Source organism: Xanthomonas sp. NCPPB 2864, assembly GCF_056675615.1.
This window is the reverse complement of sequence record NZ_JBWWVS010000003.1, coordinates 347,862-370,214: the sequence shown is the minus strand read 5'-3', so window position 1 is coordinate 370,214 and position 22,353 is coordinate 347,862. Positions and strand designations below refer to the sequence as shown.

19 protein-coding genes are annotated in these 22,353 nt (G+C 66.4%); 17 read left to right on the top strand and 2 right to left on the bottom strand.

Going from position 1 to position 22,353, the window contains the following annotated elements; genetic code table 11:
• The first annotated feature begins 119 nt into the window (after positions 1 to 119).
• The 9 genes from tsf to bamA all read left to right on the top strand — a co-directional run bounded on the left by tsf (position 120) and on the right by bamA (position 11,047).
• Positions 120 to 998 carry a translation elongation factor Ts gene (gene tsf, locus AC1KVE_RS09935; protein WP_016902389.1) on the top strand — a complete coding sequence of 293 codons (879 nt, stop codon included), beginning with the start codon at positions 120 to 122 and terminating at the stop codon, positions 996 to 998.
• Positions 999 to 1,281: 283 nt separating this feature from the next.
• Complete coding sequence (locus AC1KVE_RS09930; protein ID WP_024940373.1) at positions 1,282 to 2,805, top strand: sensor domain-containing diguanylate cyclase; 1,524 nt, start codon at positions 1,282 to 1,284, stop codon at positions 2,803 to 2,805.
• Positions 2,806 to 2,911: 106 nt separating this feature from the next.
• The gene (pyrH, locus tag AC1KVE_RS09925; RefSeq protein ID WP_024940374.1) at positions 2,912 to 3,634 is read left to right on the top strand and encodes a UMP kinase; all 723 of its coding nucleotides are present in this window, start codon (positions 2,912 to 2,914) and stop codon (positions 3,632 to 3,634) included.
• 197 nt (positions 3,635 to 3,831) lie between these two features.
• Positions 3,832 to 4,389, top strand: coding sequence for a ribosome recycling factor (gene frr, locus AC1KVE_RS09920; protein ID WP_016902392.1), 558 nt, complete (start codon positions 3,832 to 3,834; stop codon positions 4,387 to 4,389).
• Between the two features lie 17 nt (positions 4,390 to 4,406).
• The gene (gene uppS, locus AC1KVE_RS09915) at positions 4,407 to 5,168 is read left to right on the top strand and encodes a polyprenyl diphosphate synthase (protein WP_065050119.1); all 762 of its coding nucleotides are present in this window, start codon (positions 4,407 to 4,409) and stop codon (positions 5,166 to 5,168) included.
• Positions 5,165 to 5,992, top strand: coding sequence for a phosphatidate cytidylyltransferase (locus AC1KVE_RS09910; RefSeq protein WP_054591612.1), 828 nt, complete (start codon positions 5,165 to 5,167; stop codon positions 5,990 to 5,992). The genes uppS and AC1KVE_RS09910 overlap by 4 nt, the downstream gene beginning before the upstream one ends.
• Before the next feature lie 2 nt (positions 5,993 to 5,994).
• Positions 5,995 to 7,185, top strand: coding sequence for a 1-deoxy-D-xylulose-5-phosphate reductoisomerase (locus AC1KVE_RS09905; protein WP_024940377.1), 1,191 nt, complete (start codon positions 5,995 to 5,997; stop codon positions 7,183 to 7,185).
• A gap of 26 nt (positions 7,186 to 7,211) precedes the next feature.
• The gene (gene rseP / locus AC1KVE_RS09900) at positions 7,212 to 8,558 is read left to right on the top strand and encodes an RIP metalloprotease RseP (protein ID WP_481092370.1); all 1,347 of its coding nucleotides are present in this window, start codon (positions 7,212 to 7,214) and stop codon (positions 8,556 to 8,558) included.
• Between the two features lie 83 nt (positions 8,559 to 8,641).
• Complete coding sequence (gene bamA, locus AC1KVE_RS09895) at positions 8,642 to 11,047, top strand: outer membrane protein assembly factor BamA (RefSeq protein WP_184455453.1); 2,406 nt, start codon at positions 8,642 to 8,644, stop codon at positions 11,045 to 11,047.
• 71 nt (positions 11,048 to 11,118) lie between these two features.
• Here the strand turns inward: bamA and AC1KVE_RS09890 are convergent, their stop codons facing one another.
• Complete coding sequence (locus AC1KVE_RS09890; RefSeq protein ID WP_046342163.1) at positions 11,119 to 11,313, bottom strand: hypothetical protein; 195 nt, start codon at positions 11,311 to 11,313, stop codon at positions 11,119 to 11,121.
• A 128-nt stretch (positions 11,314 to 11,441) separates the two neighbouring features.
• On the opposite strand from AC1KVE_RS09890, the gene lpxD reads away from it, so the two are divergent.
• The 8 genes from lpxD to AC1KVE_RS09850 all read left to right on the top strand — a co-directional run bounded on the left by lpxD (position 11,442) and on the right by AC1KVE_RS09850 (position 21,600).
• Entirely contained in the window at positions 11,442 to 12,455 is a 1,014-nt protein-coding gene (gene lpxD, locus AC1KVE_RS09885; protein ID WP_481092369.1) for a UDP-3-O-(3-hydroxymyristoyl)glucosamine N-acyltransferase, read from the top strand.
• Positions 12,452 to 12,913, top strand: coding sequence for a 3-hydroxyacyl-ACP dehydratase FabZ (fabZ, locus tag AC1KVE_RS09880; protein ID WP_016902400.1), 462 nt, complete (start codon positions 12,452 to 12,454; stop codon positions 12,911 to 12,913). The genes lpxD and fabZ overlap by 4 nt, the downstream gene beginning before the upstream one ends.
• A gap of 21 nt (positions 12,914 to 12,934) precedes the next feature.
• Positions 12,935 to 13,726, top strand: coding sequence for an acyl-ACP--UDP-N-acetylglucosamine O-acyltransferase (gene lpxA, locus AC1KVE_RS09875; protein WP_024940381.1), 792 nt, complete (start codon positions 12,935 to 12,937; stop codon positions 13,724 to 13,726).
• 29 nt (positions 13,727 to 13,755) lie between these two features.
• Entirely contained in the window at positions 13,756 to 15,027 is a 1,272-nt protein-coding gene (gene lpxB, locus AC1KVE_RS09870; protein ID WP_481092368.1) for a lipid-A-disaccharide synthase, read from the top strand.
• Positions 15,024 to 15,746 (top strand): ribonuclease HII, encoded by a 723-nt coding sequence (locus AC1KVE_RS09865; protein ID WP_481092367.1) that lies wholly within the window; start codon positions 15,024 to 15,026, stop codon positions 15,744 to 15,746. Before lpxB ends, AC1KVE_RS09865 begins: the two co-directional genes overlap by 4 nt.
• Before the next feature lie 288 nt (positions 15,747 to 16,034).
• Entirely contained in the window at positions 16,035 to 19,619 is a 3,585-nt protein-coding gene (gene dnaE / locus AC1KVE_RS09860) for a DNA polymerase III subunit alpha (protein WP_102256154.1), read from the top strand.
• Positions 19,620 to 19,799: 180 nt separating this feature from the next.
• Complete coding sequence (locus AC1KVE_RS09855) at positions 19,800 to 20,759, top strand: acetyl-CoA carboxylase carboxyltransferase subunit alpha (RefSeq protein ID WP_016902405.1); 960 nt, start codon at positions 19,800 to 19,802, stop codon at positions 20,757 to 20,759.
• Between the two features lie 85 nt (positions 20,760 to 20,844).
• Positions 20,845 to 21,600 carry a tetratricopeptide repeat protein gene (locus tag AC1KVE_RS09850; protein ID WP_046342159.1) on the top strand — a complete coding sequence of 252 codons (756 nt, stop codon included), beginning with the start codon at positions 20,845 to 20,847 and terminating at the stop codon, positions 21,598 to 21,600.
• 285 nt (positions 21,601 to 21,885) lie between these two features.
• Here the strand turns inward: AC1KVE_RS09850 and AC1KVE_RS09845 are convergent, their stop codons facing one another.
• Positions 21,886 to 22,332 carry a CopD family protein gene (locus AC1KVE_RS09845; RefSeq protein WP_016902407.1) on the bottom strand — a complete coding sequence of 149 codons (447 nt, stop codon included), beginning with the start codon at positions 22,330 to 22,332 and terminating at the stop codon, positions 21,886 to 21,888.
• Positions 22,333 to 22,353 lie beyond the last annotated feature (21 nt).

Below are 22,353 nucleotides of genomic sequence, written 5' to 3'. Positions count from 1 at the left end.
CCAGCGCGGCCCGTCGCCGAGGCCACTGAACATTTCTACGGGGGGCGGCCGGCCTGGCTGCGCCGTCCCCTACTGGCGGAACCCTCCGCCGCACGCATTCGTCCATATGAGGTAATTCCATGGAAATCACTGCTTCCCTGGTCAAGGAACTGCGCGAGCGCACCGGCGCCGGCATGATGGAGTGCAAGAAGGCACTCGTCGAAAACGCAGGCGACATCGACGCCGCTGCCGAATGGCTGCGCAAGTCGGGTCTGGCCAAGGCCGACAAGAAGGCTGACCGCGTTGCCGCCGAAGGCCGCATCGCCACCGCACAGGCCGGCGGCAAGGCCGTGCTGGTCGAAGTCAACTCCGAAACCGACTTCGTCGCCAAGGACGAGAACTTCCTGGCCTTCACCGAGACCGTGGCCACCGCCGCGCTGAACTCGGATGCCGCCGATGCCGAAGCGCTCAAGAGCGTCAAGCTCGACAGCGGCGAGACCATCGAAGAGCGTCGCGCCGCAGTCATCGCCAAGGTCGGCGAGAACCTGCAGGTGCGTCGCCTGGTCCGCATCGACAGCGCCAACAACGTCGCGGCCTACGTGCACGGCGGCCGCATCGGCGTGCTGGTCGAGCTGAAGGGTGGCGACATCGAGCTGGCACGCGGCATCGCCATGCACATCGCCGCGATGAACCCGCCGCACGTCAAGGCCTCCGATGTTCCGGCCGAGTTCGTGGCCAAGGAAAAGGAAATCGAACTGGCCAAGATGTCCGAGAAGGACAAGGCCAAGCCGGCCGAGATCCTGGAAAAGATCATCAGCGGCAAGATCAGCAAGATCGTCAACGAAGTGACCCTGTACGGCCAGCCGTACGTGCTGAACACCGACCAGACCGTCGAGCAGGCCGTCAAGGCTGCCGGTGCCGAAGTGGTCGGCTTCCAGCGCCTGGCCGTTGGCGAGGGCATCGAGAAGGTGGTGGAAGACTACGCCGCCGAAGTGATGAAGCAGGCCGGCCTGGCCTGATCCTCGCCACTGCGTAGAGAAAGCCGCGGCCTGCCGCGGCTTTTTTTTTGGGCCCGACACTGTCGCGCAGGCCCATGAAAGCGCGAAGCTGAAGCGAACGCATCCGCCGGGCATGCAACCGGCCTCAACTCTACAGATGTCGTGGCGGTTGCCGCTACAACTGGATGCCGACCAGGCTTTTCCGCCCCCATCGCGCACGCGTTGCCGCGCGGCGACGGCGGAGCATGGCGTGCCCCATTAACGAGCGCAGCGGTATGCTTGCGCCCACCGTCGGCGATGACCCATGCAACCAGATCTACAGGCCGCCCTGCACTACTGCCGCAACCTGCCATCGCCCCCGGGCGTTGCGCTGCGCGTCATCGAGCTGGCGCAGGACCCCGACGTGGACATGACCACCACCGCCAACGTCATCGGCATGGACATGGCCCTGAGCGCGCGCATGCTGCGGGTTGCCAATTCGCCGCTGTACGCCAGCCGCCGCCGCATCGACAACCTCGGCCAGGCGCTGACCATGCTCGGCCTCAACGCGACCCTGAGCCTGGCGCTGGGGTTTTCGATGGTGCATGGCGTGCGCAGCACCTTTACCGCGCATCCGCTGCATGAGCGCATCTGGCGCCGCGCCGGCCTGTGTGCGCTGGCCAGTCGCATCCTCGGCCAGGCCTACGGCATCCGCAAACCCGAAGAACTCATGCTGGCCGGCCTGTTGCAGGACATCGGCAAGCTCGCCCTGCTGCAGGGCGCGCCCGAGCTGTATGCACCACTGCTGGAACAGGCGCCCGACAACGCCGCGCTGATCGAGGCCGAACGCGCGCATCTGGGCGCCACCCATGCCGAAGTCGGCGCCTGGCTCGCGCATCAATGGCAACTGCCGCCGTACCTGCAGAACGCCATCGCGCAGAGCGAGGAAGAGCCCGCCAGCCTGGAGCCGTTCATGGCCTGTGTCGCGCTGTCCGGACGCCTGGCGGACATCTGGCTGTCGGCCAGTGCCGTGGCCGCCACCGAACACGCGCAGCGCCAGGCGCAAGACGTGCTGGAACTGGATGCCGAACGCTTCGAAAAGGTGATCGAACGCATCGCCGAGTCGCTGCCCGAACTGGAAGCCCTGTTCGACATCCGCGTGCCGCAGCCCGAGCACATCCAGATGATCTTCGAGCAGGCCCGCGAGCTGGCGATGCTGCGCAGCCTGCGCGAGCTGCAGGACGTGGCCGAAGCGCGCCGGCATGCCGACGAATCGGAAAACCGCATGCGCCATCTGGCCGAACAGGCCAGCCGCGATGCATTGACCGGCGTGTTCAATCGCCACCAGCTCGGCACCGCGCTCGCGCACGAGTTCGAGCTGGCATCGCGCCAGAACTGGCCGCTGTCGATCGCCTTCATCGATCTGGACGACTTCAAGCGCGTCAACGATGCGCATGGCCATCTGGTCGGCGACGAGGTGCTGCGCAACTTCGCGCAGACGCTGCAGCGCATGGTGCGCACCAGCGACCTGGTCGCCCGCTATGGCGGCGAGGAATTCCTGGTGATCCTGCCCAACACCGCGGCCGAGGCGGCGTTGATGGTGGTCGAGCGCATCCTGGCCGAGACCGCACGCACGCCGATGGCGCAACTGCAGGGCGGCCCGCTGCACATCACCTTCTCGGCGGGACTGGCCACCCACGGCGGTGGCGACCGGCAGTTCGAGAGCATCGAGCATCTGCTGCAGGCCGCCGACAGCACGCTGTATCGCTCCAAACATCGCGGCCGCAACCGCGTCACCGCCTACGATGCGACCGACATGCCGACGCCGCAACCTCCGCGCGCGCACTGAGCAACGCATCACGGCATCGCCAACTACCGAATTTTTACCACGCCCGGTGACAGGCTTCCGCTAGACTTGCCGGCGTTTGCCGATCCCCCACACCGAGGTCTCCCCCATGTCTGAACTTGCCTATCGCCGCATTCTTCTCAAACTTTCCGGGGAGGCGCTGATGGGGGACGGGGATTACGGCATCGATCCCAAGGTCATCAACCGCCTCGCCCATGAAGTGATCGAAGCCCAGCAGGCCGGCGCGCAGGTCGCGCTGGTGATCGGCGGCGGCAACATCTTCCGCGGCGCCGGCCTGGCCGCCAGCGGCATGGACCGCGTCACCGGCGACCACATGGGCATGCTGGCCACCGTGATCAACGCGCTGGCGATGCAGGACGCGCTGGAAAAGCTCGGCGCCAAGGTGCGCGTGATGAGCGCGATCAAGATCAACGATGTCTGCGAGGACTTCATCCGCCGCCGCGCGATCCGCCATCTGGAAAAGGGCCGCATCGCGATCTTCGCCGCCGGCACCGGCAACCCGTTCTTCACCACCGACTCGGGCGCGGCACTGCGCGCGATCGAGATCGGCGCCGACCTGCTGCTCAAGGCAACCAAGGTCGACGGCGTGTACGACAAGGACCCGAAGAAGCATTCTGACGCAGTGCGTTACGACAGCCTGACCTACGACCAGGTCATCCTGCAGGGCCTGGAAGTGATGGACACCGCCGCCTTCGCGCTGGCGCGCGACAGCGACCTGCCGCTGCGCATCTTCGGCATGAGCGAGCCCGGGGTGCTGCTGCGCATCCTGCATGGCGAGCAGATCGGCACGTTGGTGCAGGGTCGGAGTTGAGGCCGGGAGTGGGGAATCGGGATTCGGGAATCGCAAAGGCGCGGTCCCGGAGACTGCGCTGACGCCTGACCGATGGCGATGCCGGGCGTGGAGTGGCACCCCAGGTGAACCGGCTGCGCAGGACTCTGCCGGCCGGCAAGTCTCAAAACGCAGTCCCGGCTATAATCTCCGGATTCAGCTCCACACGGATTCCGGCGATGCTCAACCAGATCAAACAAGACGCGCAGACGCGCATGACCAAGAGCATCGATGCTCTGCGCCATTCCCTGACCACCGTGCGCACCGGCCGCGCCTCTCCGGCGCTGCTGGACGGCATCAAGGTCAAGGCCTACGGCACCGACACCCCCCTCAACCAGGTCGCCAGCATCAGCGTCTCCGAAGGCCGCTCGCTGGTCATCAGCCTGTTCGACAAGGGCATGATCAAGGACGTGGAAAAGGCGATTTACGCCTCGGATCTGGGCCTGACCCCGACCGTGGTCGGCACCGTGATCCGTCTGAACCTGCCGCCGCTGACCGAGGAGCGCCGCAAGGAGCTCAGCAAGGCCGTGCATGGCGAGGGCGAAGACAGCAAGGTGGCCATCCGCAACATCCGTCGCGATGCCAACCAGCAGGTCAAGGATCTGCTCAAGGACAAGGCGGTCACCGAAGACGAGGCGCGCAGCGCCGAAGACGACATCCAGAAGCTCACCGACAAGGCCATCAAGGATGTGGATGAGGTCGTCAAGGCCAAGGAACAGGAACTGATGACGGTCTGATCGTGGCATCGCCTGCCATGCATCCAGCACCTTCCGCTGCCGCCGTGCCGCGCCACATTGCCATCATCATGGATGGCAACGGGCGTTGGGCACAGCGTCGGCGGCGTCCGCGCATGATCGGTCATCGCGCCGGCGCGCGTGCGGTCAATCGCACCATCGATTTCTGCCTGGAAAAAGGCGTCTCGGCGCTCACCCTGTTCGCGTTTTCCAGTGAAAACTGGGGCCGCCCGCAGGAGGAAGTCGATGCACTGATGAAGCTGTTCCTGCATGCGCTCGATCGCGAGGTCGACGAACTGCAGCGGCGCGGCGTGCAGGTGCGCTTCATCGGCGATCGCAGCCGTTTCGCGGCGCCATTGCGCGAGCGCATGGCCGCCGCCGAGCGCGTCACCGCCGCCAATGCGCGGCTGGTGCTGAGCATCGCCGCCAGCTATGGCGGCCGCCAGGACATTGCACTGGCCGCGCGGGCATTGGCCGAAGAAGTGGCCGCCGGCCGTCTGCAGCCGCAGCAGATCGACGAGGCGCTGCTGGCCAGCCGCGTCGCGCTGGCCGATCTGCCGGCACCGGACCTGTTCATCCGCACCGGCGGCGACACCCGCATCAGCAATTTCCTGCTGTGGCAGCTGGCTTATACCGAACTGTGGTTCACCGAAACCCTGTGGCCGGAGTTCGATGCCGGCGTACTGCAGCAGGCACTGGATGACTATGCCGGGCGCGAACGTCGCTTCGGCCTGACCAGCGCCCAGATCGCCGACAAGGCGACGGAGAGCTCCTCCGCATGACCAAGACCCGCGTGATTGCCGCGCTGATCATGGCGCCGCTCGCCATCTGCGCGATCGTGCTGCTGCCCACGCAATGGCTGGCGGCGCTGGCGGCGATCCTGTTCCTGACCGGCCTGTGGGAGTGGCTCAAGCTCTCCGGCATCGACGACAGCCTGCCGCGTACCGTGCTGCTGATGCTCAATCTGCTGCTGATGGTGCTGATGGTGTGGGCCTCGGCCGGCTCCATGGTGCTGTTCCAGATCGCCGCCCTGGTGGGGGTGGCCTGGTGGCTGCTGGCGCTGCTATGGCTGCGCTTTTTCACCTTCGGTGCCGATCACGGCAACGGCCAGGCGCGCGCGCTCAAGCTCGCCGCCGGCACCCTGGCGGTCCTGCCGGCCTGGGCCGCGCTGGTGCTGCTGCACGCCAACCCGGACAAGGGCAACCTGTGGCTGCTGACCGCGCTGACCATGGTGTGGGCAGCCGATTCGGGCGCCTATTTCGCCGGCCGCGCGTTCGGCAAGCACAAGCTGGCGCCGCGGGTCAGCCCTAACAAGACCATCGAAGGCCTGCTCGGCGGCATGGTCGCCGGCATCGTGGTCGCCTGCGCATTCGGCTGGCTGGCCGGGCTGACCCTGGCGCATGTGCCGCAGCTGGTGCTGGTCTCGGCGGTGGCGGTGCTGGCCTCGGTGCTGGGCGATCTATTCGAGAGCCTGCTCAAGCGCCACGCCGGCGCCAAGGACTCGGGTGCGGTGATTCCGGGCCATGGCGGCGTGCTGGATCGTATCGACGGCGTGCTCGCCGCCCTGCCGGTGTTCGCACTCGGCAAGGAAATTCTCGGATTCTAGGCATGGCTGGCTCCCCTCTCCGTCAGGTCGCCGTGTTCGGCGCCACCGGCTCGATCGGTGCGTCGGCACTGGATGTGATCGCCCGTCATCCGCAGCGGCTGCGCGCCAGCGTGCTGTCGGCCGGCAGCAAGGTCGACGAGCTGCTGGCGCTCTGCGTCACCCATCGCCCTGCGCACGCGGTGATCGCCGACCCATCCCTGTATCCGGCACTGCGCGACGGTCTGCGCGCGGCCGGATTGGCCACCCAGGCGCACGCCGGCTCCGACGCCCTGGACGCGCTGGCTGCCAGCGATGCCTGCGACACCGTGGTCGCGGCGATCGTTGGAGCGGCCGGCCTGCCCTCCACGCTGGCCGCAGCCCGCGCCGGCAAGCGCCTGCTGCTGGCCAACAAGGAATCGCTGGTACTGGCCGGCGAACTGCTGACCCGCACCGCGGCGGCGGCTGGCGCCGAGATCATCCCGATCGACAGCGAACACAGCGCGATCTTCCAGTGCCTGCGTTCCTGCGACGCCAGTCGCGGCGTGCGCCGGGTGATCCTGACCGCGTCCGGCGGGCCGTTCCGCGGCTGGGACCGCGCCGCGCTGAACGCTGTCACCCCCGCGCAGGCGGTCGCCCATCCCAAATGGTCGATGGGGCCGAAGATCTCGGTGGATTCGGCGACGCTGATGAACAAGGGCCTGGAAGTGATCGAAGCGCATCACCTGTTCGGCCTGCCCGGTGCGCAGATCGACGTGCTGGTGCACCCGCAGAGCCTGGTGCACTCGCTGGTGGAATTCGTCGACGGTTCCACCCTGGCCCAGCTGGGCCTGCCGGACATGCGCACCACGCTGGCGGTCGGCCTGGCATGGCCGGAACGGGTCGAGTCCGGGGTTGCCGGGCTGGACCTGCTGACCCAGGGGCGGCTGGATTTCGAGGCGCCGGACACCGCCGCATTCCCATGCCTGCGCCTGGCCTGGGAGGCGCTGGAGGCCGGTGGAACCGCGCCTGCGATCCTGAACGCGGCCAATGAAGTGGCTGTTTCAGCGTTTCTTCAGGGCCAGGTGGGTTTCCTAGCGATTCCCGCGTTGGTCGAACACACACTGACAACGCTCCCACGGCACAATGCCGACTCCCTCGACACCCTGCTTTCTGCCGATGCGCAAGCGCGGCAGATCACCGAACGCGCCCTCGCCCATCACCGCCTTCATGCCTGATCGATTTACGCAGACGAGTTGCATCCATGGGTGATTTCATCGGTTCGGTCTGGTGGATGATCGTCAGCCTGGGCGTGTTGGTGACCTTTCACGAATTCGGCCACTTCTGGGTTGCGCGCCGCTGCGGCGTCAAGGTGCTGCGCTTTTCGGTGGGCTTCGGCAAACCGTTGTGGATGCGGCGCGACCGTCACGGCACCGAGTTCGTGGTGGCGGCCATCCCGCTGGGCGGCTACGTCAGGATGCTCGACGAGCGCGAAGGCGACGTGCATCCGGCCGAGCAGGACCAGGCCTTCAATCGCAAGACGGTGTGGCAGCGCATCGCCATCGTAGCCGCCGGCCCGATCGCCAATCTGCTGCTGTGCATGGCGATGCTGTGGGCGATGTTCGTGGTCGGCAAACAGGATTACTCGGCCACCGTCGGCCGTGCCGATGGCCTGGCCGCCGAAGCCGGCCTGACCCCGGGCGAGCGCATCGTGCGCATCGATGGACGCGATGTCAGCAGTTGGAGCGATGCCAGCATGCAGCTCACCACCGCGGCCATGGACAAGCGCGATATCCGCGTACTGACAGCCACCGACGGCGCCGGCAACCGCGAGCACACGCTGCGGCTGTCGCAGCTGCCGGCCGGCTTTGACGAGCGCCGCGTGGCCTCGCTGGCCGGCATCGGCTGGCAGTTCATGCTGCAGCCGCCGGTGGTGGGCCAGGTGGTCGCCGGCTCCGCGGCGCAGGGGCTGCTGCAGCCGGGCGACCGCATTGTCGCCATCGACGGCCAGCCGATTCGCTCAGCCGACGAGATTCCGGCCCAGCTGCAGGCACTGGGCGCGCAGGGCGGTACCGGCATGGTCGAGGTCGCGCGCGGCGAAGACCGGCTGGCGCTGGAAATCGCCCCGCGCCGGTCGCCGAAGGGTCAGTGGCTGCTGGGCGTGGGATTTGCGGCAGCGCAGGCGCCGGCCTACGACAGCCGCCAGCAGTACGGCGTGTTCGCCGCGGTGCCGGCGGCGATCCGTGAAACCGGCCGGATGACCGCCGATTCGCTGGGCATGATGAAGCGCATGCTGACCGGCCAGGCCTCGGTCAAGAACATCTCCGGACCGGTCACGATCGCGCGCGCGGCCAACGCCTCGGCCGAACGCGGGCTCGACTGGTTCCTGTATTTCCTCGGATTGCTGTCGCTCAGCCTGGCGATCATCAACCTGATGCCGATCCCGATCTTGGACGGTGGGCATCTGCTGTATTACCTTATCGAGTTGGTCAAGGGCAGCCCGATCAGCGAACGGGCCATGATTGCCGGGCAATATGTCGGCCTGGCGGTCCTGGCCGGGCTGATGGGACTGGCGTTCTACAACGACATCCTCGGCCTGGTTCCACGATGAAGCTGCTCCACTCTTTCCGCCTGTTGTCGTCGTCATACGTCGGCATCCAGCAACACCCGAAATCGACTCCAACCGGATGTGACATGACGCGTCTTCCCACTCGCCGCCTGCTTGCCCTCGCTCTTGCCGCCGGCCTCAGCCTGCCAGTCGTTGCCCTGGCCGCAGAGCCGTTCGTTGCCAGCGACATCCGCGTCGACGGCCTGCAGCGCATCGCCTCCGGCACCGTGTTCACCTATCTGCCAGTGAACCGCGGCGACACCGTGGACGATGCCAAGGTTGCCGACTCGATCCGTGCGCTGTACCGCACCGGCTTCTTCGAGGACGTGCAGCTGGATCGCCAGGGCAACATCCTGGTGATCACCGTGAAGGAGCGTCCGGCGATCAACAAGCTCACCGTGACCGGCAACAAGGACATCAAGTCTGAGGAACTGCTCAAGGGCCTGGGCGACATCGGCCTGACCGAAGGCGGCACCTTCGATCGCCTGAGCCTGGACCGCGTGACCCAGGAACTGACCCGCCAGTACAACAACCGCGGCAAGTACAACGTCGAGATCACCCCGACGGTGAGCCCGCTGGACCGTAACCGCGTGGATGTGGCGATCGCGATCAAGGAAGGCAAGGCGGCCAAGATCCGCCACGTCAACCTGATCGGCACCGAGAAGTTCGCCAACGAGGACATCCTGGAAAACTGGGAATCCAAGGAGCACAACTGGGCCTCGTGGTACCGCCGCGACGACCAGTACTCCAAGGAAAAGATGTCCGGCGACCTGGAGAAGCTCAACTCCTGGTACCTGGACCGCGGCTACGTGGACTTCAGCATCGACTCCACCCAGGTGTCGATCAGCCCCGACAAGCGCGACATGTTCGTCAGCGCCGGCGTCACCGAGGGCGAGCAGTACAAGATTTCCGAGATCAAGGTCACCGGCGACACCGTGCTGCCGCAGGCGGACATCGAGCGTCTGGTCATCCCCAAGGCCGGCGACATCTTCTCGCGTGCGCTGCTGGAGTACACCTCCGATGCGATCACCAACACGCTGAGCAACGTCGGTTACGCGTTCGCCAAGGTCAACCCGATCCCGACTCCGAACCGCGAGGACCGCACCGTTGCGGTGAACCTGCAGGTGGTGCCGGGCCCGCGCGTGACCGTGCGCCGCATCCTGTACAAGGGCAATAGCCGCACCTCCGATGAGGTGTTGCGCCGCGAAATGCGCCAGTTCGAAAATACCTGGTACTCACAGGCGGCGATCGACCGTTCCAAGATCCGCCTGCAGCGCCTGGGCTACTTCGAGAGCGTGGACGTGGAAACGCCGGCGGTGCCGGGCAGCAACGACCAGGTCGACGTGGTCTACAACGTCAAGGAAACCACCTCCGGCAGCTTCGTGTTCGGCCTGGGCTACTCGCAGAGCTTCGGTGTGACCACCTCGGTGCAGTTGTCGCAGAACAACTTCCTGGGCGGCGGCAACCGGGTGGCGGTGGAAGCCTCGCGCAGCAGCTACCAGCAGCGCTACGCGTTCTCCTATACCAACCCGTTCTTTACCGACGACGGCGTGTCGCTGGGCTACAACCTGTCGTGGCGCTCGCTGGACTACTCGGACTTCAACACCGCGCAGTACAACAGCAAGAATGGCTCGGCGCAGGTGGTGTTCGGCGTGCCGATCACCGAGAACGACACCATCTCCGCGATGGTCGGCGTCGACAGCAACCAGATCAACACGTTCCCGACCCAAACCCCGCAGGCGATCATCGACTACATCGACGCGGTCGGCACGCGCACCTTCCATGCCTGGCGCACCGAGCTGGGCTGGGCACGCGACACTCGCAACGACTTCTTCATGCCGACCCGCGGCATGTACCAGCGCGTCGGCCTGGAGACCACCCTGCCCGGCTCCACGATCGAGTACTACAAGTTCAACTACCAGATCTCCAATTACTGGCCGATCATCCCGGCGATCGTGTTGAACACCCGCTTCGAGCTGGGCTACGGCGACAGCTATGGCAACGACAGCTCACGCGACGTGTGTGGCGTCGTTGCCAATAACGCTTACACGGAACAGGCTTGCGACGGTAACAACCGGCTTCGCACCATCACCGCCACCGGCCTGCCGTTCTACGAGAACTTCTACGCCGGCGGTACCAATTCGGTACGCGGCTTCGAAGACAACACGCTGGGTCCACGTTCGGAACGCACGGCGAGTTACACACGCGGCCAGCCGCTGGGTGGTTCGTTCAAGACCGTCGGTTCGGTGGAAATGTATTTCCCCAAGCTGTTCGACAGCCCGTCGGCACGCGTGTCGGCCTTCTTCGACTTCGGTAACGTCTACGACGGCGTGGACAACTTCAAGGCCAACGAGCTGCGTGCGTCCACCGGCGTGGCGCTGTTGTGGCGCGCACCGGTCGGCCCCATCTCGATCAGCTACGCGTTCCCGCTGAAGAAGGAGGACAACGACGAGATCGAACGTCTGCAGTTCACCTTCGGCGGCCAGTTCTAACAGCCAACGGCAACAAAAAGGCGGCCCGCGCGTGCGGGCCGCCTGTGTATCGCAGGTGGGGTGTCGGCCGGTCAGAACCAGCTGTCGAACCAGGTGGACACGGTGTTGGACAGGCAGCTGGCGATGTCGCCGGCAGGCAGGCTGAGACACTGCAGCTGCTGCTCACCGATCGCCTTGCCCTGCTCGATATCGAAGGATTGGGCCGATGCACTCGCGACCGCGCCCATCATGACCAGACCACCAAGGATGGAAAGAACGGTTTTCATATGCTTGCTCCTGGATTCGCCGCTTGATTGCGACAGGACCCTAGATACGCAGGCTTTGTTGGGAACTGTTTAATGGTGTTTTTTCCCCGTTAAAGCGGCGCTCCCACATTTACAAGAGGTTCACCCCGATGCGCTTGACCGCCAGTGCAATTGCCGAACAATTTGGGTTGATCGTCGTTGGCGATGGCGCCGTCGAAGTCAGTGGCGTCGCCACCCTGGCGCATGCCGGCGCCGGGCAACTGAGCTTTTTGTCCAATCCGCGCTACCGGCCGCAACTGGGCCAGAGCCAGGCGGCCGTGGTGGTCCTGCGCGCCGACGATGCGGCGGATGCACGCGGCACCGCGCTGGTCGCCAAGGATCCCTATACCGCCTTTGCCAAGATCGCGGCCTTGTTCGACGTGGCGCCGGTGCGCGAACCGGGGATCCACCCTTCCGCGGTGATCGATCCCAGCGCACAGGTTTCGCCGAACGCCCACGTCGGCCCGTTCGTCAGCATCGGTGCGCGCAGCCGCGTGGGCGATGGCTGCGTGATCGGCACCGGCAGCATCATCGGCGAAGACTGCGTGGTCGAGGACGGCAGCGAGCTGCTCGCCCGCGTCACCCTGGTCACCCGGGTGCGCCTGGGCAAGCGCGTGCGTATCCATCCCGGTGCGGTGATCGGTGCCGACGGCTTCGGCCTGGCGATGGATGCCGGGCACTGGATCAAGGTCCCGCAACTGGGCGGCGTGGTGATCGGCGACGACTGCGAGATCGGCGCCAACACCTGCATCGACCGCGGTGCACTGGAAGACACCGTGCTGGAAGAAGATGTGCGCGTGGATAACCTGGTGCAGATCGCGCACAACTGCCACATCGGCGCGCATAGCGCCATCGCCGGCTGTACCGGGATCGCCGGCAGCGCCAAGATCGGTCGTTACTGCCTGCTCGGCGGGCATGTCGGCGTGGTCGGGCATCTGGAGATCTGCGACAAGGTGGTGATCACCGGCAAGTCGGTGGTGCGCAATTCCATCCATGAGCCGGGCGAGTATTCGTCCGGCACCCCTCTCACCGACAATCGCACGTGGCGCAAGAATGCCGCGCGCTTCAAACAACTCGATGTGCTGGCAAGGCGCATCCTGGCTGTGGGCAAGGAGAAAGAATGAGTCACCCCACTTACGAGCTGCCGATCGACGTCAACCAGATCCAGACGCTGATCCCGCACCGCTATCCGTTCCTGCTGATCGACCGGGTCATCGAGCTCGACCTGGATGCCAAGCGCATCGTCGGGCAGAAGAACGTCAGCATCAACGAGCCATTTTTCCAGGGCCATTTCCCCACCCGCCCGGTGATGCCCGGCGTGCTGATCATCGAGGCACTGGCGCAGGCCGGTGGCGTGATGACCCAGCTCGGCCTGGGACGCGACGCGCTGTCCAAGCTGTTCTACATGGTCAAGGTCGACAACGCCCGCTTCAACAAGCAGGTGGTGCCGGGCGACGTGCTGATGCTGGAAGTGCAGATGAAGCGCCTGATCCGCAACATGGGATGCTATTACGGCGAGGCCAAGGTCAACGGCGAAGTCGTGGCCAGTGCCGAAGTCATGTGCGCCGGCGCCAAGGAATAACCGTTTTGGAGGTGAGACACGATGCGTGATCAAGCACCCTTGATTCATCCCACCGCCGTCATCGATCCGTCGGCGCAACTGGCCAGCGATGTGCGCGTGGGTGCGTTTTCGCTGATCGGCGCCGATGTGCAGATCGATGCGGGCACCGAGGTGGGGCCGCATTGCTCGATCCACGGCCCGACCCGGATCGGCCGCAACAATCGCTTCATCGGCCACGCCGCGATCGGCGGCGAACCGCAGGACAAGAAGTACGCCGGCGAGCGCACCGAGCTGGTGATCGGCGACGGCAACGTGATCCGCGAGTTCGTCACCATCAATCGCGGCACTGGCGGCGGTGGCGGCATCACCGTGGTTGGCGACGACAACTGGATGCTGGCCTACACCCACGTGGCGCACGACTGCCATGTCGGCAACCACTGCGTGTTCTCCAACAACACCACACTGGCCGGCCATGTCACCGTGGGCGACTACGTGATCATCAGCGGCTTTGCCGGCGCGCATCAGTTCTGCCGGATCGGCGCGCACGCCTTCCTGGGCATGGGCGCGCTGACCAACGGCGACGTGCCGCCGTTCACCATGGTCGGCAGCGAATCGCTGGGCCGCCCGCGCGGCATCAACAGCGAAGGGCTCAAGCGGCGCGGCTTCGATGCCGAGCGCATCACTGCGATCAAGCGCGCCTACCGCACGCTATACGTCGCCGGCCTGCCGCTGGCCGAAGCCAAGCTGCAGCTGGCCGAACAGGCCAAGAGCAGCGAAGACGTGCGCGGACTACTCGAGTTCATCGAGGCGGCGGAAAGGCCGTTGTTGCGATGAAGGCCGGGATTCGGGATTCGGGATTGGGGATGCAAAGCGTCCACACCGCACCGGGCGAAGTCGTGCACGACGCGCTGGCCAATCCCCAATCCCCAATCCCCAATCTCCGCGCCCCGCGCATCGCGCTGATCGCCGGCGAAGCCTCCGGCGACATCCTGGGTGCGGGCCTGATCGAACAGCTGCGGCGCCGCTATCCGGGCGCTGAATTCGTCGGCATCGGTGGCGATGCGATGCGTGGTGCCGGCTGCCAGACCTGGTTCGATGCCAGCGAACTGGCGGTGATGGGGCTGACCGAAGTGCTGCAGCATCTGCCGCGGCTGTTGAAGCTGCGCCGCGCCTTCCGCGAGCGGGTGCTGGCGTGGAAGCCAGACGTGTTCATCGGCATCGACGCACCCGATTTCAATCTGTCGGTCGAGCGCTGGCTCAAGCAGCGCGGCGTGCGCACCGTGCATTACGTCAGCCCGTCGGTCTGGGCCTGGCGCGAGAAGCGTGCGGAAAAGATCGGCGCCAGCGCCGACCTGGTGCTGTGCCTGTTTCCGATGGAACCGCCGATCTATGCCAGGCACGGCATCGATGCGCGCTTTGTCGGCCACCCGATGGCCGACGACATCGCCTACCAGGCCGATCGCGCAGCCGCGCGCGCCAAGCTGGGCCTGTCCGCGTCCAGCACGGTGCTGGCGGTGTTGCCCGGCAGCCGGCATGGCGAAATCAGCAAACTCGGCGATACCTTCTTCCAGGCCGCCTGGCTGGTGTCCGAGCACCTGCCCAACCTGCACGTGCTGGTTCCCGCGGCCAACCCCGGCTGCAAGCAGCTGCTGGCCGAACAATTGTCGCGGTCGTCGCTGCCGGTGCTGCGTTCGCACCTGCTCGATGGCCAGGCGCGCACCGCGATGCTGGCCGCCGACGTGGTGCTGCTGGCGTCGGGCACCGCCACGCTGGAGGCGATGCTGGTCAAGCGCCCGATGGTGGTCGGCTACAAGGTCGCCCCGCTCACCTACCGCATCGTCAAGACGCTGGGCCTGCTCAAAGTCAACCGCTACGCGCTGCCCAACATCCTGGCCAACGACGATCTCGCCCCCGAGCTGATGCAGGACGACTGCACCCCGGAACGGCTGTGCGTGGCCCTGCTGGACTGGTTCAAGCACCCGGAAAAAGTCGCCGCCCTGCAACCGCGCTATCTCGCCCTGCACGCCGAACTGCGCCGCGACGCATCGGCACGCGCGGCCGATGCGGTGGCTGGGCTGCTGGAGGGCCGGGATTCGGGAGTGGGGAGTGGGGATTCGGCAGGAGCAAAAGCGTGAAGATCATCGCTGCGGGCGCTCAAGCCGAGGCGCGCCAGTCGCCCTTGTTCGGCCAATCCCAAATCCCGAATGCCGAATCCCGGCGTTTGATTGCCGGTGTCGACGAAGCGGGCCGCGGCCCGCTTGCCGGGCCGGTGGCGGTGGCGGCGGTGGTGTTCGACCCGAGCAAGCCGCGCATTAACGGGCTGGACGATTCCAAGCAGCTGAGCGCGCAGCGGCGCGAGCAGTTGTATGCGCGCATCGTCGAGCGGGCGCTGGCGTGGTCGGTGGTGCTGATCGACAGCGAGGAGATCGACCGCATCAACATCTACCAGGCGACCATGCTGGGCATGCGGCGTGCGGTGGAGGGCGTGGCGCACGTGGCCGGGTTTGCGCGCATCGACGGCAACCGGGTGCCCAAGGGCCTGCCCTGCCCGGCCGAGGCCTTGATCGGCGGCGATGCGCTCGATCGCGCCATCATGGCGGCCTCGATCGTGGCCAAGGTCACCCGCGACCGTCTGATGCACGCCCTGCACGCCCAGCATCCGGAATACCGCTTCGACCAGCACAAGGGCTACGCCACGCCGGTGCATCTGGCCGCGCTGCGCAGCCACGGACCCTGCCCGCAGCACCGCCGCAGCTTCGCCCCGGTGCGGCGTGCGTTGGGCATCGAGGCGACGCAGTCGCCGTGGGACGTGCCCTGCGCGGCCCCGGCCGATGACCGGCTGCTGGCCGACTGATCCACCGCCCTCCGGGCGAACCTGGAACGGTAATGGCGTCCTCCTTCGCTTGGCGTGCATGCCGCCGCTGCGGCCATGGCCTGGAGCGTCGCGTCCCGCACACGCAGCCCCGCACGCCTGCCGATCCGCGCAATCGCCACCGTCGCGCTGCGCGCAGCTAGCCAAAGCCTGAATCGGCCGCACCGCCCAGCCCCCGTGGCAGCTGGCCGCGGCCCTGCGCCGGCGCTGTCAAGCCTTGTTCGACCCGACCACGCTCGCTACCCTGACCACGCATTATTCCGGTCTCGCATGTCCACTTCCCGCTTCGTCCATCTGCACGTCCACACCGAATTCTCGCTGGCGGATTCCACCATCCGTGTGCCCGAGAAACCGGATCAGGCTGACCCGAAAAAGGCCAAGCAGGCCAACCTGCTGAGCCGCGCGGTCGAACTCGACATGCCCGCGCTGGCGGTCACCGACCTCAACAACCTGTTCGCGCTGGTCAAGTTCTACAAGGCCGCCGAAGGCGTGGGCATCAAGCCGATCGCCGGCGCCGACGTGATGATCGCCACCCCGGACATGACGCCCTGGCGCATGACCCTGCTGTGCCGGGACCGCGAAGGCTACCTGAGCCTGTCGCGCCTGCTGACCCGCGCCTGGATGGAAGGCCACCGCCCCGAAGGCGGCGTGGCGATCCACCCGGAGTGGCTGCAGAGCGGCCACGCCAACCTGTTCGCCCTGGCCGGGCGCGACAGCCTAGCCGGGCGCCTGTTCGGCGAGGGCCGCGCCGACCTGGCCGAGCAGCAACTGGCCGACTGGCAGCGCGTGTTCGGCGATGGCCTGCACCTGGAACTGACCCGCACCGGGCGCGAGGGCGAGGAACGCTTCAACCAGTTCGCGCTGCATGCGGCCGGTGTGCGCGGCCTGCCGGTGGTGGCCAGCAACGATGTGCGCTTCCTGTACGCCAGCGACTTCAATGCCCACGAGGCGCGGGTGTGCATTTCCTCCGGCCGCGTGCTCGACGATCCCAAACGTCCGCGCGAGTACAGCGACCAGCAGTACCTGAAGTCCGGCGACGAAATGGCCGCGCTGTTCGCCGACGTGCCCGATGCAATCGACAACACACTGGCGCTGGCGCAGCGCTGCAACATCGAGATGCGCCTGGGCACCTACTTCCTGCCCGCCTACCCGGTGCCGGAAGACGAGACGCTGGACAGCTGGATCCGCAGCCAGTCGCGCGCGGGCCTGGCCGCACGCCTGGAAAAGAACCCGATCGCGCCCGGCAAGACCCGCCAGGACTATGTCGACCGGCTGGAATTCGAGCTGGACACCATCATCAAGATGGGCTTTCCCGGCTATTTCCTGATCGTGGCCGACTTCATCCAGTGGGGCAAGAACCAGGGCATTCCGATCGGCCCGGGCCGCGGTTCCGGTGCCGGCTCGCTGGTGGCCTGGGCGCTGCAGATCACCGATCTGGATCCGCTCCCGTACAACCTGCTGTTCGAGCGCTTCCTCAACCCGGAACGCGTGTCGATGCCCGACTTCGACATCGACTTCTGCATGGATCGCCGCGACGAGGTGATCGACTACGTGGCGCGCAAGTACGGCCGCGACCGGGTCAGCCAGATCATCACCTACGGCACCATGGCGGCCAAGGCGGTGGTGCGCGACGCCGGGCGCGTGCTCGGCTTCAGCTACGGTCTGGTCGACAGCGTCGCCAAGCTGATCCCCAACATCCTGGGCATCACGCTCAAGGATGCGATGGGCGAAGGCAAGGACTCGGAGATGGCCTCGCCGGACCTGATCCAGCGCTATCAGGTCGAGGACGACGTGCGCGATCTGATGGATCTGGCCCGTCAGCTCGAGGACCTCACCCGCAACGCCGGCAAGCACGCCGGCGGCGTGGTGATCGCGCCCGAGCCGCTCTCCGAGTTCTGCCCGCTGTTCGCCGAACACGACCAGGACGGACGCGGCAAGAACCAGGTCACCCAGTTCGACAAGGACGACGTCGAAGCGGTCGGCCTGGTCAAGTTCGACTTCCTCGGCCTGCGCACGCTGACCATCATCGATTGGGCGGTCAAGGCGATCAACGTGCGCCACGCACGCGCCGGCATCGACCCGGTCGACATCAGCGCCATTCCGCTCGACGATGCCCCCACCTACAAGGGCGTATTCGCCTCGGGCAATACCGGCGCGGTGTTCCAGTTCGAATCCTCGGGCATGCGCCGCCTGCTCAAGGACGCGCGCCCGGACCGTTTCGAAGACCTGATCGCGCTGGTGTCGCTGTACCGCCCCGGCCCGATGGACCTGATCCCGGACTTCAACGCGCGCAAGCACGGCCAGCAGGAGATCGTCTACCCGGATCCGCGCACCGAAGTCATCCTCAAGGACACCTACGGCATCATGGTGTACCAGGAGCAGGTGATGCAGATGGCGCAGATCGTCGGCGATTATTCGCTGGGCGGCGCAGACCTGCTGCGCCGCGCGATGGGCAAGAAGGTGCCGGCCGAAATGGCCAAGCACCGCGAGATCTTCCGCGAAGGCGCGGCCAAGGGCGGAGTGAGCGCGGCCAAGGCCGACGAAATCTTCGACCTGATGGAGAAGTTCGCCGGCTACGGCTTCAACAAGTCGCACGCCGCCGCCTACGCGCTGGTCAGCTACCAGACCGCCTGGCTGAAACGGCATTACCCGGCCGAATTCATGGCCGCGACGCTGTCCTCGGACATGGACAACACCGACAAGGTGGTGGGCTTTCTCGATGAGGTGCGCAACCTCGGCCTGACCGTCAAGCCGCCGCGCGTCAACGAGTCGGCCTACATGTTCGAGGCCGCCAGCCCGGACACCATCCAGTACGGCCTAGGCGCGATCAAGGGCGTCGGCCAGGGCGCCTGCGAGGCGATCGTCGAAGAACGCCAGCGCGGCGGCCCCTACACCACCTTGCTGGATTTCTGCACGCGCGTGGGCACCGCCAAGCTCAACCGGCGCACGCTGGAAGCGATGATCAACGCTGGCGCGATGGACGGGCTGGGCAAGAACCGCGCCTCGCTGATGCTGCAGCTGCCGGAAGTGGTCAAGGCCACCGAGCAGTTGGCGCGCGAACGCGCCTCGGGCCAGAACTCGCTGTTCGGCGGGCCGGACCCGAGCGCGCCGGCGCTGCGTCTGGACCTGCCCGAAAGCAAGGAATGGCCGCTGGGCCAGTTGCTCACCGGCGAGCGCGAAACGCTGGGCTTCTATCTCAGCGGTCACCCGTTCGACCCGCACCGCGACGAAGTGCGCGAACTGGTCGGCTGCGACCTGGGCGCGCTGGAGAAGATCCTCGCCTCGCAACAACGCGGCGGCGGTGGCGGCGATGGCGAAAAACGCGCCTGGCGCCCGGAAGTCAGCGCAATCCTGGCCGGCCAGGTGATCGGCGTGCGGCGCAAGGGCGACAGCCAGGTGTTCGTGCAGCTCGAAGACGGCCGTGGCCGGGTCGAATGCAGCGCGTTCTCCGATGCGATGGCCGAGTTCGGGCATCTGCTCACCCGCGACCGCATCCTGATCGTCAAGGGCGGCCTGCGCGAGGACGAATTCAACGGCGGCTACAGCCTGCGCATCCGCCAATGCTGGGACTACGAGCAGATCTGCGCCGACCACGCACAACGCCTGTCGCTGCGCCTGGACCTGCGCGAGAAACAGGCCTGGAAGCGCATCGACGCGCTGCTGGCCAAGCACCGCCCCGGCAAGACCCCCCTGCGCCTGGACCTGCTGCTGCGCGCCCCGACCGGCGGCGTGGCCGGCATGCTCGACCTCAACGGCAGCCACTCGGTGCGGATCGACCAGCAGCTGATGGACAGCCTGCGCGCCGACCCCGCAGTGCGGACCTTGAAGATCAAGTACAGCCCTCCGTGGGCTTGAGGGGCGGGGATTGGACATTCGGGATTCGGGGTTGGCAACAGCAGCCCGGACGCAGCAGCGCCGCTGTTGCCAATCCCGAATCCCCACTCCCGAATCCCTGCCGTGCATCCGAACGGCCCCGTACGGGTCGAAGGCAGCGCTTCAGCTACACTCCCCGCCTTACGTCGACGACACCACTGCATGAATCCTAACTACCTCGACTTCGAGCAACCCATCGCCGATCTGGAAGCAAAGATCCAGGAACTGCGCAAGGCCAGCACCGGTCCTGCAGTCAACGTGGACACCGAGGTGCGTGCGCTGCGCGACAAGCTGCGAGTGCGTACCGCACAGATCTTCCGCGACCTGTCGGCCTGGCAGGTCTCGCAGCTGGCGCGCCATCCGCAGCGCCCGTACACGCTGGACTACATCAACACCATCTGCGACGAATTCCAGGAACTGGCCGGCGACCGCGCCTATGCCGACGACAAGGCGATCGTCGGTGGTCTGGGCCGCATCGATGGCCGCGCGGTGGTGATCATCGGCCACCAGAAGGGCCGCGACACCAAGAGCAAGGTTGCCCGCAATTTCGGCATGCCGCGCCCGGAGGGCTACCGCAAGGCGCTGCGCCTGATGAAGCTGGCCGAGCGTTTCCGCCTGCCGCTGCTGACCTTCATCGACACCCCGGGCGCCTACCCGGGCATCGGCGCCGAAGAGCGCGGCCAGTCCGAAGCGATCGCGCGTAACCTGCTGGAGATGGCCGAACTGAAGATCCCGGTGATCTGCACCGTGATCGGCGAAGGCGGCTCCGGCGGCGCGCTGGCGATCGGCGTGGGCGACCGCACCTTGATGCTGGAATACGGCACCTATTCGGTGATTTCGCCCGAAGGCTGCGCCTCGATCCTGTGGAAGGACGCGGCCAAGGCCAAGGACGCGGCCGAGCAGCTCGGCTTGACCGCCAAGCGCCTGAAAGGCCTGGGCCTGGTCGACAAGGTGATCCGCGAACCCACCGGCGGCGCGCATCGTAATCCCGAGCAGATGGGCAAGCGCCTCAAGGCGGTGCTGCTCAACGAGCTGGAAGCGCTGGAAAAGCTGCCGGTCGAGGGCCTGCTGCAGCGTCGTTACGAGCGCCTGCGCAGCTACGGCGCCTACGAAGGCAACTGATCGGCGGCAAGCCGGGGCGATGGTGCTGCGCGCACCCTCGCCAGCCAACAAGACGATTGCCCACCATGGAAGGACCTGTTCGGATATGAGCCCGCTACTTCTGCTGTCGCTGGTATTGCAGGCTGCCTGCTGCGTGCACGTGGTGCGCAGCGGCCGCCCGCTGTACTGGATCTTCATCCTGCTGGCGTTTTCGTTGCTGGCAGTCCTGGTCTACGTGTGCGTGGCGGTGATCCCGGACCTGCGCAACGACCCGACGGCGCGCCGTGGCCTGCGCAAGGTGCGTCAGCGCATCGATCCGCAACGCGAACAACGCGACGCATCGCGCCAGCTGGATGTGGCCGACACCCCCGAGAATCGCCGTCGCCTCGCGCAGACGCTGCTGGAACAGGGCGACTACGCGCGTGCCGCCGAGCTGTATCAGGGCGCGCTGCGCGGCATCTACCAGGACGATCCGGACCTGATGCTGGGCCTGGCCAAGGCCCAGTACGGGCTGGGCCAGGCCGCAGACACACGCAAGACGCTGGACGCGTTGATCGCGGCCAATCCGAATTTCCGTTCGCACGACGGGCACCTGCTGTACGCGCGCGCAGTCGAAGACAGCGGCAGCATCGACGAGGCACTGCACGAATACGAGACGCTTGCGCAAGGCTATCCGGGCGAAGAGGCACGCGTGCGTTATGCGCAGCTGTTGTTGCGTGCAGCGCGCCCGCAAGACGCCAGGGCCGTCTTCGAGCAGGTGCTGCGCCACGCAGCCGCCTCCCCCAAGCATTACCAGCGCGAGCAGCGCGCCTGGATCGACCTGGCGCGCAAGGGGCTGAGCGAGCTCGGCGCCCAGGCGTGATCGCGCCTGACGCGATACTCAAGCGGCGAAACACGGATGGTGAGAGCACCGTGTTCCCAGAAGACTGGTACGCAACGATAGAGTGCCGCGATGCCCAGAAAGCCTGGGATGGCGGCAAGCCTGAAGGCCCGGATCGATCACCTGCTGCATCGTCGACGCAGCCGTTTCGCAATCGCGCCCTGGCGGAATCCCTCGACCATCCGCGCCACATCACCGCCGTGCTGCGCGAACACGCCAGCGACGACCAATGCATCCGGCGAGCGCATGCACCGCCCGGGCGTTGTGTCAGAACGGCTTGGCCAGCACCAGCCAGATCACCCCGACCAGCAACACCACCGGCACTTCATTGAACAGCCGCAATGCGCGGCCGCTGGGCAGGCTGCGGCCCTGATCCACGCCCTTCAGCCAGCGCCCGGCCACGATGTAATGCGCCAGGATCAAGGCCACCGCAAACAGTTTTGCGTGCAGCCAGCCACCGGCCACCATCGTCGGGAAATCCGGAATCACCCGATAGCCCTGCCACAGCACGGCGCCCAGCAGCAGCGCCAGCCCCAGCATGCTGTGGCCGAATTTGTAGAGACGGCGCCCCATCAGCACCAGGCGCGTACGTACCGCAGGCTCGGCACCGGCTTCGGCGATATTGACCAGGATGCGTGGCAGGTAGAACACCGCCGCCATCCACGCAGTGACGAACAACAGATGGAAGGTCTTGATCCACAGGTACAGGGTCATGTGCTGGCTTCGCTGGCTGGC

Coding starts and splice junctions, on each gene's coding strand:
- tsf (WP_016902389.1), top strand. CDS start 120: ATGGAAATCACTGCTTCCCTGGTCAAGGAACTGCGCGAGCGCACCGGC.
- AC1KVE_RS09930 (WP_024940373.1), top strand. CDS start 1,282: ATGCAACCAGATCTACAGGCCGCCCTGCACTACTGCCGCAACCTGCCA.
- pyrH (WP_024940374.1), top strand. CDS start 2,912: ATGTCTGAACTTGCCTATCGCCGCATTCTTCTCAAACTTTCCGGGGAG.
- frr (WP_016902392.1), top strand. CDS start 3,832: ATGCTCAACCAGATCAAACAAGACGCGCAGACGCGCATGACCAAGAGC.
- uppS (WP_065050119.1), top strand. CDS start 4,407: ATGCATCCAGCACCTTCCGCTGCCGCCGTGCCGCGCCACATTGCCATC.
- AC1KVE_RS09910 (WP_054591612.1), top strand. CDS start 5,165: ATGACCAAGACCCGCGTGATTGCCGCGCTGATCATGGCGCCGCTCGCC.
- AC1KVE_RS09905 (WP_024940377.1), top strand. CDS start 5,995: ATGGCTGGCTCCCCTCTCCGTCAGGTCGCCGTGTTCGGCGCCACCGGC.
- rseP (WP_481092370.1), top strand. CDS start 7,212: ATGGGTGATTTCATCGGTTCGGTCTGGTGGATGATCGTCAGCCTGGGC.
- bamA (WP_184455453.1), top strand. CDS start 8,642: ATGACGCGTCTTCCCACTCGCCGCCTGCTTGCCCTCGCTCTTGCCGCC.
- AC1KVE_RS09890 (WP_046342163.1), bottom strand. CDS start 11,313: ATGAAAACCGTTCTTTCCATCCTTGGTGGTCTGGTCATGATGGGCGCG.
- lpxD (WP_481092369.1), top strand. CDS start 11,442: ATGCGCTTGACCGCCAGTGCAATTGCCGAACAATTTGGGTTGATCGTC.
- fabZ (WP_016902400.1), top strand. CDS start 12,452: ATGAGTCACCCCACTTACGAGCTGCCGATCGACGTCAACCAGATCCAG.
- lpxA (WP_024940381.1), top strand. CDS start 12,935: ATGCGTGATCAAGCACCCTTGATTCATCCCACCGCCGTCATCGATCCG.
- lpxB (WP_481092368.1), top strand. CDS start 13,756: ATGCAAAGCGTCCACACCGCACCGGGCGAAGTCGTGCACGACGCGCTG.
- dnaE (WP_102256154.1), top strand. CDS start 16,035: ATGTCCACTTCCCGCTTCGTCCATCTGCACGTCCACACCGAATTCTCG.
- AC1KVE_RS09855 (WP_016902405.1), top strand. CDS start 19,800: ATGAATCCTAACTACCTCGACTTCGAGCAACCCATCGCCGATCTGGAA.
- AC1KVE_RS09850 (WP_046342159.1), top strand. CDS start 20,845: ATGAGCCCGCTACTTCTGCTGTCGCTGGTATTGCAGGCTGCCTGCTGC.
- AC1KVE_RS09845 (WP_016902407.1), bottom strand. CDS start 22,332: ATGACCCTGTACCTGTGGATCAAGACCTTCCATCTGTTGTTCGTCACT.